This is a genomic window from Pedobacter sp. L105 (assembly GCF_009765875.1).
Lineage (GTDB): Bacteria > Bacteroidota > Bacteroidia > Sphingobacteriales > Sphingobacteriaceae > Pedobacter.
In genome coordinates, this window is the sequence record NZ_LMUP01000006.1 from 275,004 (window position 1) to 292,011 (window position 17,008).

Consider the following 17,008-nt stretch of genomic DNA (forward strand, 5'->3'; position numbering starts at 1 on the left):
CAAATATTACTCAATAGTCAGGCTTTTGATTTCCTCTAAGTATCCTTTAGCTGTTTTGGCAACAGCTCCATCTATATGATAACTTCTATACCTTGCATTATAACATTCTTTGAACAGCCAATTGTATTTAGAAGAGATGACAAATAAATATTCAAATACCAGATCTTTAGTGACCGTATGCTTTGGCAATTCCTGCTCTGGATATTGATTGTTATAATAAGAATCAAAAGTTTTGTACATCCTTCTGAATACCAGTAGTGGAAAAAGGTGATGGTGAACAAGATGAAGAGCAGAATAAAAGGCCGTAGTAACTACCCAATCGTTAAATTCTCCATCGCCTGATTGGATGAGCAATTCACAAGCCTTGCTGTTATGAAGTCCATGAAGTTTTTTATTGTACATGTAGCATTTTACTTTTGAATTTATAACCATCAGAATTTAAGCATTCGAGATCCAGATGTTCATCTCCATGCATAAAACTCAAATCAATAGTGTAATTTTTAGTTCTGGTTTCTTTTTCTGTATGATTAACCCAATCATATGCTTTTAGCAATTGGCTGGAGATATAATCCTCAAGGCCAACTGTGACAATAATGCTATAGCTGTATATATTGTCTATTTTTAAGTAAGCAGCTATTGGCTGGATATTTAGTTCTTTTAAATATGCCAATAGTTTCTCAGTGATCTGGTTAGTCTGTAATATATTCATATCGAAGATTACTCTTAATTTAGATTTTGTTTCTTCATCCTTAGCGTCATAACCGCTCTTATAACTTTCGTCTATAAATTTTTCCACTTCTGAAAGGGAGAACCAGGAATCTTTCAAGGTCTCTTCCCAATTTTCTGAATCTATTGCTCTGTTTAAAACGTTCATATTGTTTAATATTTGGGTTAATACTAAGACGGCTTTAATGTTGTTTTTAATTAATTATAAAACAAATATAGTATTTAAAAATATAAATCCAAATAAATTATTAATTTAAAATATAAATTCAACCGTTTAAAGATTTTTAATCGGTTGTTCGATATGAAGTTTTTAATTTCTTTTTACCAATCAAAGAGTCCTGATGGTAAATCCCTGTAAACGAAAGAAGCCGCTCATCGAAATGAAGCGGCTTCTCGTTGGCTTTAGCCATTTATATTTATACTATTGATATTGTATGTAGATCGGGGCAGGTTTTAATTTCATCAACTCTTCAGGTGTCATCATACGGTGAGGAGCTTTTTTAATATCATTTTTGTAGAACAGTTTGAAACCGGTAAACTGAACAGGTTCATTTTGTATAAAGTAACGATAAGTACCAATTTTAAGATCCGGCTCACCCCATCCGTCCATGTGCATCACTAATTGTACTTCTGGATGTAATTTGATGTTCTGGTAATTCGTTACCATTTTTTTAGTGAAACGGTGGACAGTGAAGATTTTTGGAGGCAGGTTGTATTTCTTAACCAGGTTAACCAGGTATTGCGAGCAGTAGTTGATATCATCAGCATCGTAAGTTCCGATCTTGGTACCAGGCCTTGCTCCGTTTTTCATAGAGAACTCAGGGTCGATACCTAAATTCACGTTAGGCATGATCAGGTATTTTTCTATTCTTGGCAATTCAGCCCTGATGGTACTTAAGGCTACCTGAAGATCTAAGAATACAATACCGTTGTGCATTTTTGCAATCTTGATCACAGAGTCGATTTGTTTATCGGGCATTCTGTTGATATATTTTCCGTCTTTTCCCGGTGTTCCGCTTGCTACAGCAGCAATATAATGTACACCAGCTTTAACAGGGGTAGTTGGGTCTACCTTTTCCCATTTCTTTACTTCAACATTTAAGCGTGCCCACATTTCTTTTGGAGGATATTCTCCAAGGGCACCCATTTTTTTAGAGTGTAAGTTTCCGTAATAAACAACCACACGATAAAAAGGAAGAATAGCACCAGCTAATGGATAAGGCTGTTTTTTTACCGGCCATCTCCCCGTAGTATCACCATTGGCCAGTTTTTTCATTCCGGCATTATATTTTGCGGTATCTAAAGGTTTGCGGGTAGTATCAACAGGAGCAACTGTAGTGGAATCACCGGATGCACTTGCTATTGTTTTTGTTTTTGAGTCGCTTTTTTTTGCGTTGGATGAACAATCTGCAAATAAGGCGATGGAAGTAAATGCAATTAATAGTGTTCCTGCTAGTTGAGGTATTTTCATAGGTTAGGATAAATGTTTGAACGTAGATTTAATGTTCTGCAAAACTACACATTCAGCAGACAAATCTTTGTACAAGTATAAGATTCTTCGAAGTAATAAAATTTTATTTATCGTTTTTATCAGTCAATCTATGATTCAGGAATTGAATTTTTGTATAATTCATGTACAGGAGTATTATCTTTACAGATAATAAGGCGTTCTGCTAAACGTTTCAGAGATTAGCACTAATTAACTGAACATGTTGAAAGGCTTTAGAAAGTTGTATTACCTTGTTAAAGGACAATAATGAATGAAAAACAAATGAGAAATATAGGTAAGTATGTTGTAGGAGCTGTTTTATGTTATCTATGCTTTTCTTTTTTAGGCTGTTCGAAAGATTCGTATCATTTTAACGATGTTGCCGCTTCTGTTGGAGATACAACTACTTTATTAGGGGTTTATAATACAGAGAGAGGGGATAGTGCATATAATAGTGTATTCTTACATTTGAGTACAAATACACAAACTACAGTTTTGAGAACTGCCTGGGATTTAGGTTTATATTCTGGTGCTGATAATAAGGTCATTATTAATCATTCTACTGGAGCTACTGTTATAGATGCTGGTAAAACGGATTGGTTAGACAATAGTCTTACTGTTGATCAAGATTCAACTCGTAGTCCTACTAATATTGCTACTTTACTACTAAATAATTCTGATGGGCTGACTTCTGCACCTTTAACTGCTGTTGATCCGGTAGTTGGTAATAGTACTACCTATTTAAGTGGAACAGTAATTAAACTTGGTGAAGTTTACATTTTGAATCGCGGGACGATGACAAATTTAGGTAAGCGTAAGTGGATGAAGATAAAAGTTACCGCAATAACGAATGGATATAATGTTGAATATGGAGCGTTATCAGATCCGGTCTCTAATACTGTTCAGGTAGTTAAGAATGCTTCTTATAATTTTAATTATATATCTTTTTCAAGTTCAACGGTTACTGTTGAACCAGGATCTGCATATTGGGATTTGGAATATACAACAACAACATACTTAAACCCTGCTGATAATACGAAGCCAATCGGCACCACCGATTTTATGATGATTAACTTTATGGGCGGGGTTACAGCAGCACAGGTTAATGCTACTTCAACACTTAGTTATGCAAATTGTAAATTACAGGATACTGCAGGAGTTACGTTTTTAGGCACGAGAGATATAATAGGGACAAACTGGAGAGCCATTGTTCCAAACAGTCCTTCTTATATAAATATTAATAATAATTATTTTTATATGATTAAGGATAAGACAGGGAACATATATAAAGTGAGTTTTGCTGGGGGAGGGTCACGTGGTAAACCAATTATTGAATATACACTCTTAAATCATATCACGGTTATTCATCCAGTAAGGTAAGTTTAATACGTTCGCTTCTTAAGAAGCGAACGTATTAAACTTACCAAATACCCCTAAAGGCAATTTTATCCCAGAAGTAGCCTGCAAATAAAGTTCTCCTGTTTCCAGGTTTTGTACCTGTGGAAAAGAAGTTTTAATCAGGTTCTCTACAATTACAGAAGAGAACCCTAATGAATAAGTATTCAGAATCAGGAAATGTTCTTCCTCATCCAGTAACTGTACCACATCCTGCATCATTTCCTGAATATGGTCTTCCAGTTTCCATTTCTCACCATTCGGGCCATGTCCAAATGCAGGAGGATCTAAAATAATACCATTATATTTCTTACCACGTTTCAATTCGCGCTTTACAAACTTTAGCGCATCCTCAACTACCCACCTTACATCTTTCAATCCGGAAAGCTCCTGGTTCTCGTTTGCCCAGTTCACTACCTGTTTAATCGAATCCACATGGGTAGTATCTGCGCCTGATGCCTGAGCGATCAGTGATGCAGCACCGGTATAAGCAAAAAGGTTAAGTACCTTAGGTTTCGGTGTTTTAAATTTTTTGATCGAAGAAGATATATAATCCCAGTTTACTGCCTGCTCAGGGAAAACGCCAACATGTTTAAAAGAAGTTAAGCCTAAGCGCAGGCTGATCTTCACATCATCATTTTTATACTCCACATTCCAGCGATCTGGTAAATGTGCTGATGATTTGATCCATTCTCCGGAATTTGCAGAACGTCCTTTAAAGCGGATATGCGTCATTTTCTTCCATTCCTGTTCAGGAAGCGTTTTTTTCCATACGGCCTGGGGCTCTGGTCTCGATAAAATCAGGTTACCAAAGCGTTCCAGTTTTTCAAAATCGCCACAGTCAATCAACTCATAATCTTTCCAGTGTGTGGGCGTTAATAGGCTTATCATAAAATGGGGGTTGTACTAATTTATTAAAAGTTTTTCCTGGCAGCTTTCATAAAGCGGCTGGCAAAAACGAAATCATTCAATTCTTCAATATCTGTATGGGCAATTTCCTTATTAGAACCTTCCCAGAACTTCTTGCCTTCATGTAAAAAGAGGATATAATCACCAATTCCCATTACAGAGTTCATATCGTGGGTAACCACGATGGTAGTCGTTTTATACTCTTCCGTGATCTCTTTGATCAGTTCATCAATGACAATAGATGTTTTTGGGTCGAGACCGGAGTTGGGTTCATCACAAAAAAGATATTTCGGATTCATGGCTATCGCCCTGGCAATACCCACACGTTTTTTCATCCCTCCGGAAAGTTCTGTAGGGAAGAGTTTATTCTTACCTTCCAGGTTTACCCGTTTCAGACAAAAATTAGCACGATCCAGTTTCTCTTCATGCGACTGGTCGGTAAACATGTTCAAAGGAAACATGATATTATCTTCCACAGTCATTGAATCAAACAGGGCAGAACCTTGAAAAAGCATACCTATTTCTTTACGTACCTCAATGCGTTCATCAAAATTCATTTCCAGGAACTCTCTTCCATCGTACAGTACACTTCCTTTTTCAGGTATTTGCAAACCCACCATACATTTGAGCAGGGTAGTTTTTCCTGAGCCCGAGCCGCCGATGATCAGATTGGTTACACCCTCTTCAAATTTAGCGGATATACCTTTAAGTACAATGTTTGATCCGAAAGCCTTTTCGATATCTTTAATCTCGATCATAGTAATAACTGGGTTATAATGTAATCACAGGCAAGGATGCTGATACAAGCTATTACTACAGCCCTTGTACTGGCCTGTGCAACTTCCAGTGCGCCACCTTTAACGTAAAAACCTTCGTAAGCAGGAACAGTAGTAATGATAAAGCCAAACACAAAAGCTTTAACCAGGGCTACGGTAATAGTATAGGGATTAAAATCAGTAGTAATACCCTGAATATATTCAGCAGGAGAAACGGCTCCGGATAAAGTACCGCCCAGGAAACCTCCTGTGATGCTTAAAAACATTGAGCAGATTACCAGTACGGGAACCATAGTAATACCTGCAATTAGTTTAGGCAGGATCAGGTAACCCGGAGAATTGATCCCCATAATCTCAAGGGCATCAATCTGTTCACTCACCCTCATGGTACCGATCTCTGAAGATATAGCAGAGCCGATTTTACCAGCCAGTACAATAGCTGTAATGGTTGGGCTCAGTTCAAGGATACTGGAGTCGCGATTTACAGAACCGATAATAGTTTTAGGGATGAAATCACTAACCAGCTGGAAGGCGATCTGTAAGGTCATTACTGCGCCAATAAAGGTAGAAATAATGGCAATTAACCCAAGAGAGCCAACTCCGATAAAATCCATCTGCTGAAAGATGGCCTTCATATATATTTTAATTTTTTCGGGCTTTCTGAAAACTGCTTTTAACAGCAACAGGTACTTACCAAAATTGGTGAAATTCATTCAGTGAGAAATTAGCTAATGTATCAATACCTTAATAATACAAAGAAACAATAAAAATTGTTGTGCCTTTCTTTATTTATTAAAAATATTCTGCCATTTAGAAGGAAACAGGATTTTTGTCCTGTAAATTTTGAGTGACTTTATTCATATTTATGTATGTTCAGCCGCTGAAAATTATCCCAAAAAAATGCTTGCAATTTTGGTGTAACTAAATCAGCTTTGCGAAGTCTATATCATATACATTGCAAAAGAGATATCAAAATTGATAACTGCTGAACTTAAGCAGCAGCTGAATGTTAAAGAGATTAATTTTAAGGCCTTTGTATATTTTAACGCTAAATAATAGGAGAGAGATATTATGGAAAATAGATTATTAAGAAACGAACACGACAAAGTAATTGCTGGCGTTTCATCGGGGTTAGCAACCTATATGCAGGTTGACGTAACGATTATCAGGTTATTGTTTGTATTGTCGACCATCTTTTTGGTAGGTACCGGTATATTGGTTTATTTGGTGATGTGGATTGTTGTACCTGTAAATAGAGATCCTGCAGCACGGTTTTCACAATTCAACGATTACTTCAAAAAACAGGGTGGCAATCCGGGATTCACCTCCCCGCCGCCTTTTTCACAGCCGAACCCTTTTACTGCAGAGCCAAATGCGGAGACAAAAACAAACACTACTGGCGACTGGCAGAATCCGGTAGATTTTAAAACCCTGCCTAAGAATAGTGATACCGGAAGAACAATAGGCGGTTTATTTCTGCTGGTGATAGGATTGTACTTCCTGATGAATGAGTTTGATATTATACCTTACTGGTTCAGGTTAAGTAAATTATGGCCATTGGTATTTGTAGCGATCGGGTTAAGCTTTATCCTTAAAGCTAAACGTAAAAATAACTGGGAAGATTGGAAAAATCAGCAGGAAGCAAGTGCTCCTTTTACAGAGAAAACACCAGCCGATTTTACTGAAGAAGCTAAAGAAGTACCCAAAGATCAGTTGTAATCGTATAAATGAAATAAGGGAAGCCTGCGGATGGTATTTAATCCGACTGGCATCACGAATTAAAAGAAATTGTTATGAAACTAAATAGAGTAATGTGGGGCGTTATCCTACTGTTTGTAGGACTGGTCCTGTTGTTGGAAAACTTCAATGTAATTGATTTTTACTGGAGAAATGTATGGGCCTTCTGGCCGGTATTCCTGATCATCTCGGGCGTGAACATCCTGTTCAACAGAAATAAATCACAAACCGGAAACATGATCATTATTGGGGTACTGGTAGTGATGCTGGGGATGGTGTTCTACAAAGGACAACAGCCTCCCGTAAATAAAAACTGGATAGGCGATAATTTTCCCAAAGGTTTTGACAAAGGCTTTGATGTGGATATCGATGACGATAATGACGATGACGTACAGAAAATGAGTTTCTCTGAGCCTTTGGCTGCAGGTGATGCCGAGAAAAAAACGGTATTGAATATCTCAGGAGGGGGTACTTCGTTTAAACTAAAAGGTGAAACGGATAGTTTGATTGTCGCTAATGTGGAACGCAGGAAAGGCAATTTCATCCTCCAAAAAGAAAGTACAGATTCGGTAACTACGCTTACCTTTAAAATGAAAGACCAGAAAAATAAATGGTCGATGGGTGATGGTGGAAATGATGTAGATCTGAGCCTGAACAAAAAAACGGAATGGACAGTGAACATGAATATGGGTGCAGGTGAAGTGAATTTCGATTTCTCAGACTATAAAGTAAGGACATTTAAATTTGATGGTGGTGCAGCTGCACTGGATATCAGGATAGGGCAGTTGCTGCCGATCACGGATGTAGTAGTTAAAACCGGAGTAGCAGATGTAAAACTGAGCATTCCTCAGGGATCTGGCTGCAGGATTGTAACCAAAACAGGCTTATCTGCCCGTGATTTTACAGGTTTCATTAAAATTGATAATACCAATTATGAAACACCTAATTATAAAACAGCATCAAAAAAGGTTTTTATCAATCTGGATGGCGGATTGAGTAACTTTGAAGTAAACAGATATTAATTACTTGGAAGATCAATCAGCCGCTATATATACAATTGTAATCAATGGAAAGCCGGAAGGCCCCTATACTATAGCCTATTTAAAAAACATCAATGTGCAGCCGGGCACATTTATCAGAAAGCCCGGTATGGACGATTATAAAGAAGCGCACGAGTTCCCTGAACTCCGTGCGCTTTTTGGTTTTAGTTATGAGCAAACTGCTCCACAATATTTTGCTTCTTTTGATCAACGCCTGCTGGCAGCTGTTATCGATTATTTTATACTAACATTGGTTTATATTGCTGTACTGCTTGTCGGTTTTATGTTTATTACCGATAAAGAACAACGGCTGCTGATCGGGGTGTCATTTATTCCATTGATTCCTGTGTTTAAATTGATCTATGGATCTTTTGCTGATGCTACCACCCATCAGGGGAGTGTTGGAAAGCGGTTATTGAGTATAAGGGTGACCGATCAGAAAGGTCAGCGCATTAGCTTCTCCATTTCATTGCTAAGGAATGTGGCTAAAATTCTTTCTGTATTGCCTTTGTTTTTTGGCTACCTCTACATCTTTCTCAATAAAAAAAGCCAAAGCTGGCACGATATTGCAGCAAATACATTAGTTATTAAAGATAGATTGATTTAATCTTTATCTTTGCAGAGCATGGAAAACGTATCAGCACAAAAGGATTTAGCCGGGAAATACTGTGATAATTTAAACCAGTATTCAAGGTTCTTAACGCGGGAAGTTCATATAGGGGATATTCCTATGGGTGGGTTCAATCCAATCAGGATTCAGTCGATGACAACTACTGATACGATGGACACCAAAGGCACCGTAGAACAGACCATCAGAATGGTAGAATCTGGGTGTGAATATGTGCGGATCACCGCCCCGAGTATGAAGGAAGCGGAAAATCTTGCACAGATTAAAAAAGAACTGCGGCTGCGCGGTTATACTGTTCCCCTGGTTGCTGATATCCATTTTACCCCTAACGCTGCCGAAGCAGCAGCCCGTATCGTTGAAAAAGTAAGGATCAATCCGGGTAATTATGCCGATAAGAAACGCTTTGAAAATATAGAATATACCCATCTGGCTTACCAGGCTGAGCTGGAAAGGATCAACAAAAAGTTTTCGCCCCTGGTGAAAATTTGTAAAGAATATGGTACCGCTATGCGTATCGGTACAAACCATGGTTCTTTATCAGATCGTATCATGAGCCAGTACGGAGATACCCCCCGCGGAATGGTAGAGTCTGCCATGGAGTTTATCCGCATGTGTGAAGACCTGAATTATTATAACCTGGTGATTTCCATGAAAGCGAGTAATACGCAGGTAATGGTACAGGCCTATCGTTTATTAGTGGAAACGATGGTAAAAGAGGGGATGAACTATCCGTTACACCTGGGTGTAACGGAAGCCGGTGATGGTGACGATGGAAGGATTAAATCTGCTGTTGGGATTGGTACTTTGCTGGAAGACGGGCTGGGTGATACGATCAGGGTTTCCCTGACTGAAGATCCTGAGTTTGAAGCGCCGGTAGCAAAAGCTTTGGCCGACCGCTATTCAAAACGTAGTACTGTTGGTATCCCGGAAATTGAGCAGATCAATGTGAAAACGCTGCCTTATGATCCTTATGTTTATAACCGCAGGGTTACGCAACCGGTACAGCAAATCGGCGGACATCATCCTCCGATAGTAATGATGGATGTTTCTTCAAAAAATCTAAAAGACCCTTATTTCTTAATGGAAGCAGGTTATCAATATAGTGCCGGTTTAGATAAGTATAATATAGCTGATCAGGCATGTGACCTGGTTTACCTTGGTGATGCTTTGCCTTCTTTTTCTTTCCCCGGAAATCTGCGTCAGATCTATAACCATGCAACCTGGCTGGGGCTGAAAGATAAAAGTAATTGCCATCCGCTGTTCAAACTGGAAGATTATCCTGCTGTTGCAGTAAAAGATCATGTATTGAACCTGATCAGTGTAAATGCAAAAAACTATGATATTTCTTTGTTGAAGTCGCTGGATCAAACTTCAGTTTTGGTACTGGAAACTGTTGCAGAACATGGCATGGCAGAACAACGTGCATTTTTTGTGGCACTGCTGGAAAATGATATTCAACTACCGGTAATTATTAAAAGAACATATACCGATATCAACACTGACGATTTAACATTATTCGCGGCAACCGATCTGGGAGCTTTATTAACAGATGGTTTTGGTGATGGCGTGTGGATAGATGCACCAAAAAATGTAGAGCTTCCTGCATTGAATTCAATGAGTTTTATTATTCTTCAGGCCACGCGAACAAGGATTTCTAAAGCGGAATACATCTCTTGCCCAAGCTGCGGAAGAACACTGTTCGATTTGCAGGAAACCACGCAATTGATACGGTCAAGGACAGATCACCTGAAAGGGATCAAGATTGCCATTATGGGTTGTATTGTAAATGGCCCGGGTGAAATGGCCGATGCTGATTACGGATATGTAGGTGCCGGCCCTGATAAGATCACTTTGTACCGCGGTAAGGAAGTAGTGAAAAAGAATTTGAGTGCTACTTTTGCATTGGATGAACTGATCGAACTGATCAGGGAAGACGGTAACTGGACAGAAGTTAAATAACATAAAAGGCTTTGAGGTTGTTAGGAATGACATCAAAGCCTTTTTTATATTATTCTTTTAAAAAATCTAATGTTTTATTAAAAACATCCTGTAAATGCGCAGGCAGGGCTGTTTCCGTATAAGGATGTGTAGCTCCATATACATGATTGGCACCTGGTATTTTCTGTAATTTAGCTCTGGGCTGTGCCTGCGCCAATTGCTGTGCAACACTAAACTGTACATTTACATCATCATCTCCATGAAGAATTAACCAGGGAATTGGAATAGCCGATGCGGCAGCCAGGATATTAAATTCTTCAAGATGTGCATTATAGTCTTCCAGTAATGTAACATCTAAAGGCATCTTCTCCTTTGTCCTTGCGTTTTCAACAAAGATGCGCCCGTTGCTTAACCATTCCTCTTCCTGCTCTTTCTTCCATAAAGAACTGAAATCCGCAATGGCCGACCAGGTAACAATTTTATTAACCCGTTCGTCATAAGCACCTTTGATAATGGTTAGTCCGCCTCCTTTACTGTGTCCTATCAGGTAAAGTGGACTTAAAGGATAGGTATGGACAATATAATTGATCACGGTATCCAGATCTTTTAACTCCATACTTACTGTGTTGGCCGCAAAGGCATCCAGATCGGTAACCTCATTTGGATGTGCTGCGGTAACTCCGTTATGACTCAGGTTAAATTTAAAATACCGGTATCCTGCACTGGCAAAATTAGAAGCCACTAAATTGTGCGCACCCCAGTCCTTAAAACCTTTAAAACCATGGACAAACAGGATGTTGGGCTGGTTTGTATAAGTTTCGTCATATGTAACGTCACCGGAAATTGTTTTATCCCCTGAACCGGATAAAATAAATTGCTCGTTTTTTATCATATCTGTGTCTGTATAGGTTCTTTAGCTATATAAACAAACATCAGGCCTGCTTGTTTAGTGTATTTCCTGTTTAATTTAAAACCGTTCTAAATTGCTCTTAATTACAGCATAATGACAGACAATAATAGCTGGCTTGTTACTTTTGTTGGCACTGAAAAATTAACTAACCCACATTGGAATATTTAAAGATACTCGCTTTCACACATAAACAGATTGACCTGAAATCATTAGGGAAATTGGTGATATGCGATGAGACTCTGGATGACAGAATGAAGAATATCCAAAAGGAACTTGATGTAAAAGAGATCTTTTACATTGGAACCTGTAACCGTGTTGAATTTGTTTTCACAACGGGAAAGGAGTTAGACCGTGAGTTTATCCTTCGCTTTCTTACCGTTCTCAATATGGGACTGCCTGAAGAGTACATGGATAAGTTCATTGAGAATGTTTCCGTGTATGAACAAGTAGAAGCTTTTAATCACTTGCTGCGCACTTCCTGTTCGCTGGAAAGCCTGGTAGTTGGAGAAAAAGAAATCCTTGCTCAGGTGAGAAGGGCTTATGAAGCTTGTCGCCATTCAGGTTTTACCGCAGATTATATGCGGATGATCATGAACCGCGTAGTTAAAACAGCAAAAGAAGTTTATACCCATACCAATATCTCCAAAAATCCTGTTTCTGTTGTTTCCTTAGCTTATCGCAAGTTACGGGACCTAACGATCACTGCCAATTCTAGGTTATTGATCATTGGTGCAGGTGAAACCAATAAAAATCTAGCCCAGTATCTTAAAAAACATAAGTATTCTAATTTTTCTATTTTCAACAGAACGGTAGAAAATGCAGAAAGCCTGGCAAAAGACCTGAATGGTATCGCTTACCCTCTTTCGGAGCTGGAAAACTTTAACAAGGGTTTTGATGTGATCATCACTTGTACAGGCGCTACAGAACCTATTATCACTGAAGAACTTTACCGTAAGTTACTGAATGGTGATACCGGTAAAAAAGTGATTGTCGATCTGGCTATACCTAATGACGTTGCCCCATCTGTCATTAAAAATTTCCCCGTTCATTATATTGAGGTAGAATCCTTAAAGGAAATCGCCCGTAAAAATATCCAGGAGCGTTATGATGAACTGATCAATGCAGAACAGATCATCGATCAGAATATCAAAGAATTTGACCTCGATCTTCGTCAGCGCAAGATAGAGATCGCCATGAGTGAGGTTCCTCAAAAGATAAAAGCCATTAAAAGCAAAGCGCTGGATATTGTTTTTGCCGAAGAGATCAACACGCTTGACGAAAATTCAAGACTGGTACTGGAACGCGTAATGGATTATATGGAGAAAAAATATATCAGCGTGCCTATGGTTATGGCCAAAGAGATTCTCGTTAACAACAGCTAAGCTTTCCGCTTAGTTTAGTCACTATAAATACATTATTTGTTTATTCTTTAAGACTATAACTCTTTTAGGTTAAATTTGCGCAAATCTAAATACGCGATACCTGCATGAAAAAACTTATTATCGGCACAAGAGGAAGTGATCTGGCATTATGGCAAGCTAATTACACCAAGGATAAACTGGCTGAAATCGGCGTTGAATCTGAACTAAAGATCATCAAGACACAAGGGGATAAAATTCTTAACTTAAGGCTGGATAAGCTGGAAGGAAAAGGTTTTTTTACTAAGGAGCTGGAAGAAGAGTTATTAAGCGGCGGTATCGATATTGCTGTCCATTCCCATAAAGATCTGCCTACAACACATCCTGCAGGTCTAATTATTGCCGCGGTTTCTGATAGGGAAGACCCATCAGAGTTATTGCTGATTTTAAAGGATTGCGTGGATGTTACCCAAAAACTGTCGCTAAAAACAGGTGCACAGGTAGGTACTTCTTCTAACCGCCGTAAAGCGCAATTGCTTGCCCAGCGGACAGATTTAAATATTGAAGACCTGCGTGGTAATATCAACACCCGCATCCAAAAGTTACGGGATGAAAATTATGATGCTATCCTGCTGGCCAAGGCTGGAGTTGCACGGTTGAACTTAAATTTAAGCGAGTTTCACCAGGAGATCATTGAGCCCACAGAATTAGTTCCTGCTCCTGCACAGGGCGTACTGGCTATACAGATCAGGGAGAATGACCATGAGTTGTTTGATTTGCTTCAGCAGATTAATGATACCGCTGTGGCAGAAGAGATTGCTGTAGAGCGTAAGGTACTAAACCTGTTTGAAGGAGGCTGTCACATGCCTTTGGGCTGTTATTGCAAAAAAGAAAACGGAAAGTATGAAATATGGACCTCTAAAGCTTTAACAGGTGATGATTTTCCAGATCGTTTATTTTTAAGGGTAGATAGCCTGGAAGGAATAGCTGAAAAAATAGTTGCTAAGTTTGATGTGAACAGAAAGCTGCCTGCAAGAGTGTTCATTTCCCGCGAAATCGGGGAGCACAATTATTTCAGAAGGGCTTTGGAAAAAAATAAAATAGAAATCGAAGGTAGGTCGCTGATCCGTACTTTTCCTATAGTGAATATCCTGGATCCGTTTTACCTGAAACATATCGACTGGATATTTTTTAGCAGCCGTAATGGAGTAGAATACTTTTTTAAGTTAAAACCTGTTTTACCAAAACACGTGAAGTTTGGTGTGGTAGGAAGAGGCTCTGAAGATGCCCTGCGTAAATATGGCCATCTGGCTGATTATGTAGGTGAAAGCGGAGATATTACAGAAGTTGCCGAAGGTTTTGCCCTGCTGGTAAAAGGCCAAACAGTTCTTTTCCCAAGAGCGCAGGATTCTTTGCTCACGATACAAAAATCTTTATCGGCAGATACCAAAGTGGTAGATCTGCCAATTTATGAAACAGTAATTGAAGACGATATAGATCAGACGCATGCTGATATATTGATTTTTACCAGCCCTTCGAATGTAGAGGCATATTTTGCCGATAATCTGCTGGAACCCGAACAAAAGGTAATTGCAATAGGAAAATCAACAGGAATGAAATTTGACGAAATGGGTGTGCAGTATACGCTGCCTTATTCACCTGATGAAATCGGTTTGGCTGAAGCTGTATTCGGAATTGATATTAAATAAAAGGAGAGAGAGATTTATTATGTTACACCGTCCACGTAGATTAAGAAAGAACCCAGTTGTAAGAGAAATGATGGCTGAAACAAAGCTGTCTAAAGACATGTTCATGTACCCGTACTTTGTTGTGCCGGGGCAGGGTGTCACGCATCCGATCGATTCAATGCCTGGTGTAAACCATTTTTCTGAAGATACCCTGATCAAAGATGTTGAAAAGGGATTGAAACTTGGGGTAAATAAGATTATGCTGTTTGGTGTAGGTGATGAAAAAAGTGAAGATGCACATTCTGCTTACCATGATCATTCACTGGTTCCTTCGGCAGTACGTGCCTTAAAGAAAAACTTTGGGGATGACTTGTATGTAGTTACCGACGTTTGCGTTTGTTCTTATACTACCCACGGACATTGCGGTATTCTGAAAGATGATTATGTGCAAAACGATGAAACCGTAGAAGTGATTGCAAAGATGGCTTTAACACATGCTCAGGCAGGTGCCGATATGCTGGCTCCTTCAGATATGATGGACGGGCGCATTGGAGCGATCAGGGAATTACTGGATCAAAATAAATATGTAAATACGGCTATTATGGCCCACGCTACAAAATTTGCTTCTGCTTATTATGGCCCTTTCAGGGAGGCGGCCGATTGTGCGCCAAGTAAAGGCGACAGAAAAGCTTATCAAATGGATTTCAGAAATCCCAATGAAGCTTTAAGGGAAGCCCTGCTGGATGAACAGGAAGGTGCCGATGTGCTGATGGTAAAACCTGCCTTGGCTTACCTCGATGTAATGCATAATTTGAAACAACATACCAATGTACCTATTGCCTGTTATAATGTTTCCGGAGAGTATGCGATGGTGAAAGCCGCTGCAGAAAGAGGCTGGATCGATGAGCAAAAGATAGTTATGGAAACCATGTATGCCTTTGCACGTGCGGGCGCAAGTATTATCACTACTTATCATATCAGGGATATGGTAGAAAAGAACTGGATATAATATGTTAGAATCATTAAAAAAAATGTTCTCCGGTAACGAGGAAGACATGCCCGTAAATACCGGGAGTAAACCTGATATTTCAAGAGAGAAATCGGCAGAATTGTATGCAAAGGCAAAAACATATTTCCCGGGCGGTGTAAATTCACCGGTTAGGGCATTTAAGTCCGTTTATGGAACACCGCTGTTTATTCAAAAAGGAGATGGTTGTTATGTATGGGATGCTGATGGAAATCAGTTTATTGATTTTTGCGGCAGCTGGGGACCATTGATCTTAGGACATAACCCGCAGAAAGTTAGAGAAAAAGTAACTGAAGTGATGCAGAACGGTATGAGCTTCGGTGCCCCTACGGCATTGGAGAATGAACTGGCCGAATTGATCATTAAGAATAATAAACACGTAGAAAAGATCCGTTTTACAAGCTCCGGTACAGAAGCGGTAATGTCTGCTATCCGTTTGGCAAGAGGCTACACTGCTAAAGATAAAATCCTGAAATTTGAAGGCTGTTATCATGGTCACAGTGATTCCCTGCTGGTGAAAGCTGGCTCGGGACTGGTTACTTTTGGTGAAACATCTTCTTTGGGCGTACCTAAGTCTTTCGCAGAAGAGACTATTGTAGTGCCTTTGAATGATAAAGAAGCTTTAAAACTGGCATTTGCTGAGTTTAAAGATCAGATTGCAGCAGTGATTATTGAAGGTGTCCCTGCTAATAATGGCTTGCTGATCCAGGATGCAGATTATATTGAGTTTTTACAGCAGATCTGTAAAGAAAACGGAGCCCTGTTAATCTTTGATGAGGTGATCACCGGCTTCAGGTTAGGATTTGAAGGAGCCGCAGGATATTATGGCGCTAAACCTGATATTGTTACTTATGGTAAAATCTTAGGCGGTGGTTTACCCGTAGGTATGTATGGAGCTTCTGCTGAAATCATGAGTTGCATTTCTCCTGATGGAGGAGTTTATCAGGCCGGTACTTTATCAGGCAATCCGGTTGCCATGGCAGCCGGTATTGCTCAGTTAACCGAACTATTGCGCTCTGGTTTCTACAAAGAACTGAACAATAAGGCTGCGGAGTTTGCAGAAAGTATTCAGCGTTTTGCTACGGCAAGAAATTATAAATTCAAAGTCTTTAATATAGGATCTATCTTTTGGTTTGCTTTTACAGATAAAGATAAGATACAGAGTGCTGCGGATATCGATCCTGCAAGTATGGAGAAATTTAAAGTGATGCACAGAGAGCTGTTGAACAGGGGAATTTACCTGGGACCTTCAGGATATGAAGTCGGCTTTGTTTCAGCAGCGCACACGAAAATTGAGCTGGAGAAGGCAAAAAGGGCTATTCTAGAAGCCCTGGACATTGTTTTTAGGAATAAGTAAATTAACACTATATTTAAGCAGTTTAAAAAG

At 39.3% G+C, this 17,008-nt stretch carries 16 protein-coding genes; 9 read left to right on the forward strand and 7 right to left on the reverse strand.

Annotated elements, in window-relative coordinates; genetic code table 11:
* Positions 1-6: 6 nt before the first annotated feature.
* From GSQ84_RS13350 to GSQ84_RS13360, 3 genes are all read right to left on the reverse strand, one after another.
* Positions 7-402, reverse strand: coding sequence for a hypothetical protein (locus GSQ84_RS13350; RefSeq protein WP_158797770.1), 396 nt, complete (start codon positions 400-402; stop codon positions 7-9).
* A complete protein-coding gene (locus GSQ84_RS13355; protein WP_158797771.1) occupies positions 392-874 on the reverse strand; it encodes a hypothetical protein in 483 nt (160 codons plus the stop codon). Before GSQ84_RS13355 ends, GSQ84_RS13350 begins: the two co-directional genes overlap by 11 nt.
* Positions 875-1,147: 273 nt before the next feature.
* Positions 1,148-2,197, reverse strand: a complete 1,050-nt coding sequence (locus GSQ84_RS13360) for a hypothetical protein (protein WP_158797772.1) — start codon at positions 2,195-2,197, stop codon at positions 1,148-1,150.
* Positions 2,198-2,482: 285 nt separating this feature from the next.
* On the opposite strand from GSQ84_RS13360, the gene GSQ84_RS13365 reads away from it, so the two are divergent.
* A complete protein-coding gene (locus GSQ84_RS13365) occupies positions 2,483-3,595 on the forward strand; it encodes an HmuY family protein (protein WP_158797773.1) in 1,113 nt (370 codons plus the stop codon).
* Positions 3,596-3,613: 18 nt separating this feature from the next.
* Here the strand turns inward: GSQ84_RS13365 and GSQ84_RS13370 are convergent, their stop codons facing one another.
* From GSQ84_RS13370 to GSQ84_RS13380, 3 genes are read right to left on the reverse strand one after another with little or no spacing between them, the layout of a single operon-like run.
* On the reverse strand, positions 3,614-4,501 hold the full coding sequence (locus tag GSQ84_RS13370; protein WP_158797774.1) for a class I SAM-dependent methyltransferase: 888 nt from the start codon (positions 4,499-4,501) through the stop codon (positions 3,614-3,616).
* A 23-nt stretch (positions 4,502-4,524) separates the two neighbouring features.
* Complete coding sequence (locus GSQ84_RS13375; protein ID WP_158797775.1) at positions 4,525-5,277, reverse strand: ABC transporter ATP-binding protein; 753 nt, start codon at positions 5,275-5,277, stop codon at positions 4,525-4,527.
* Complete coding sequence (locus GSQ84_RS13380) at positions 5,274-6,008, reverse strand: ABC transporter permease (protein ID WP_158797776.1); 735 nt, start codon at positions 6,006-6,008, stop codon at positions 5,274-5,276. Before GSQ84_RS13380 ends, GSQ84_RS13375 begins: the two co-directional genes overlap by 4 nt.
* 358 nt (positions 6,009-6,366) lie before the next feature.
* Here GSQ84_RS13380 and GSQ84_RS13385 point away from each other — a divergent pair, with 358 nt between their 5' ends.
* From GSQ84_RS13385 to ispG, 4 genes are all read left to right on the forward strand, one after another.
* Positions 6,367-7,014 carry a PspC domain-containing protein gene (locus GSQ84_RS13385; protein ID WP_158797777.1) on the forward strand — a complete coding sequence of 216 codons (648 nt, stop codon included), beginning with the start codon at positions 6,367-6,369 and terminating at the stop codon, positions 7,012-7,014.
* Between the two features lie 74 nt (positions 7,015-7,088).
* Complete coding sequence (locus tag GSQ84_RS13390) at positions 7,089-8,054, forward strand: LiaI-LiaF-like domain-containing protein (RefSeq protein WP_158797778.1); 966 nt, start codon at positions 7,089-7,091, stop codon at positions 8,052-8,054.
* Between the two features lie 4 nt (positions 8,055-8,058).
* Positions 8,059-8,679: an RDD family protein gene (locus GSQ84_RS13395; protein ID WP_158797779.1), complete on the forward strand. Its 621-nt coding sequence runs from the start codon at positions 8,059-8,061 to the stop codon at positions 8,677-8,679.
* Positions 8,680-8,697: 18 nt separating this feature from the next.
* Entirely contained in the window at positions 8,698-10,659 is a 1,962-nt protein-coding gene (ispG, locus tag GSQ84_RS13400; RefSeq protein ID WP_158797780.1) for a (E)-4-hydroxy-3-methylbut-2-enyl-diphosphate synthase, read from the forward strand.
* A gap of 49 nt (positions 10,660-10,708) precedes the next feature.
* On the opposite strand, the gene GSQ84_RS13405 is transcribed toward ispG, so the two are convergent.
* Positions 10,709-11,530 (reverse strand): S9 family peptidase, encoded by an 822-nt coding sequence (locus GSQ84_RS13405; protein WP_158797781.1) that lies wholly within the window; start codon positions 11,528-11,530, stop codon positions 10,709-10,711.
* A gap of 173 nt (positions 11,531-11,703) precedes the next feature.
* Here GSQ84_RS13405 and hemA point away from each other — a divergent pair, with 173 nt between their 5' ends.
* The 4 genes from hemA (at position 11,704) to hemL (ending at position 16,978) form a co-directional block, all read left to right on the forward strand.
* Complete coding sequence (gene hemA, locus GSQ84_RS13410; RefSeq protein ID WP_158797782.1) at positions 11,704-12,930, forward strand: glutamyl-tRNA reductase; 1,227 nt, start codon at positions 11,704-11,706, stop codon at positions 12,928-12,930.
* Between the two features lie 104 nt (positions 12,931-13,034).
* Positions 13,035-14,615 carry a hydroxymethylbilane synthase gene (gene hemC, locus GSQ84_RS13415; protein ID WP_158797783.1) on the forward strand — a complete coding sequence of 527 codons (1,581 nt, stop codon included), beginning with the start codon at positions 13,035-13,037 and terminating at the stop codon, positions 14,613-14,615.
* Between the two features lie 19 nt (positions 14,616-14,634).
* Positions 14,635-15,603, forward strand: a complete 969-nt coding sequence (gene hemB, locus GSQ84_RS13420; protein WP_158797784.1) for a porphobilinogen synthase — start codon at positions 14,635-14,637, stop codon at positions 15,601-15,603.
* A 1-nt stretch (position 15,604) separates the two neighbouring features.
* Complete coding sequence (gene hemL, locus GSQ84_RS13425; protein WP_158797785.1) at positions 15,605-16,978, forward strand: glutamate-1-semialdehyde 2,1-aminomutase; 1,374 nt, start codon at positions 15,605-15,607, stop codon at positions 16,976-16,978.
* Positions 16,979-17,008 lie beyond the last annotated feature (30 nt).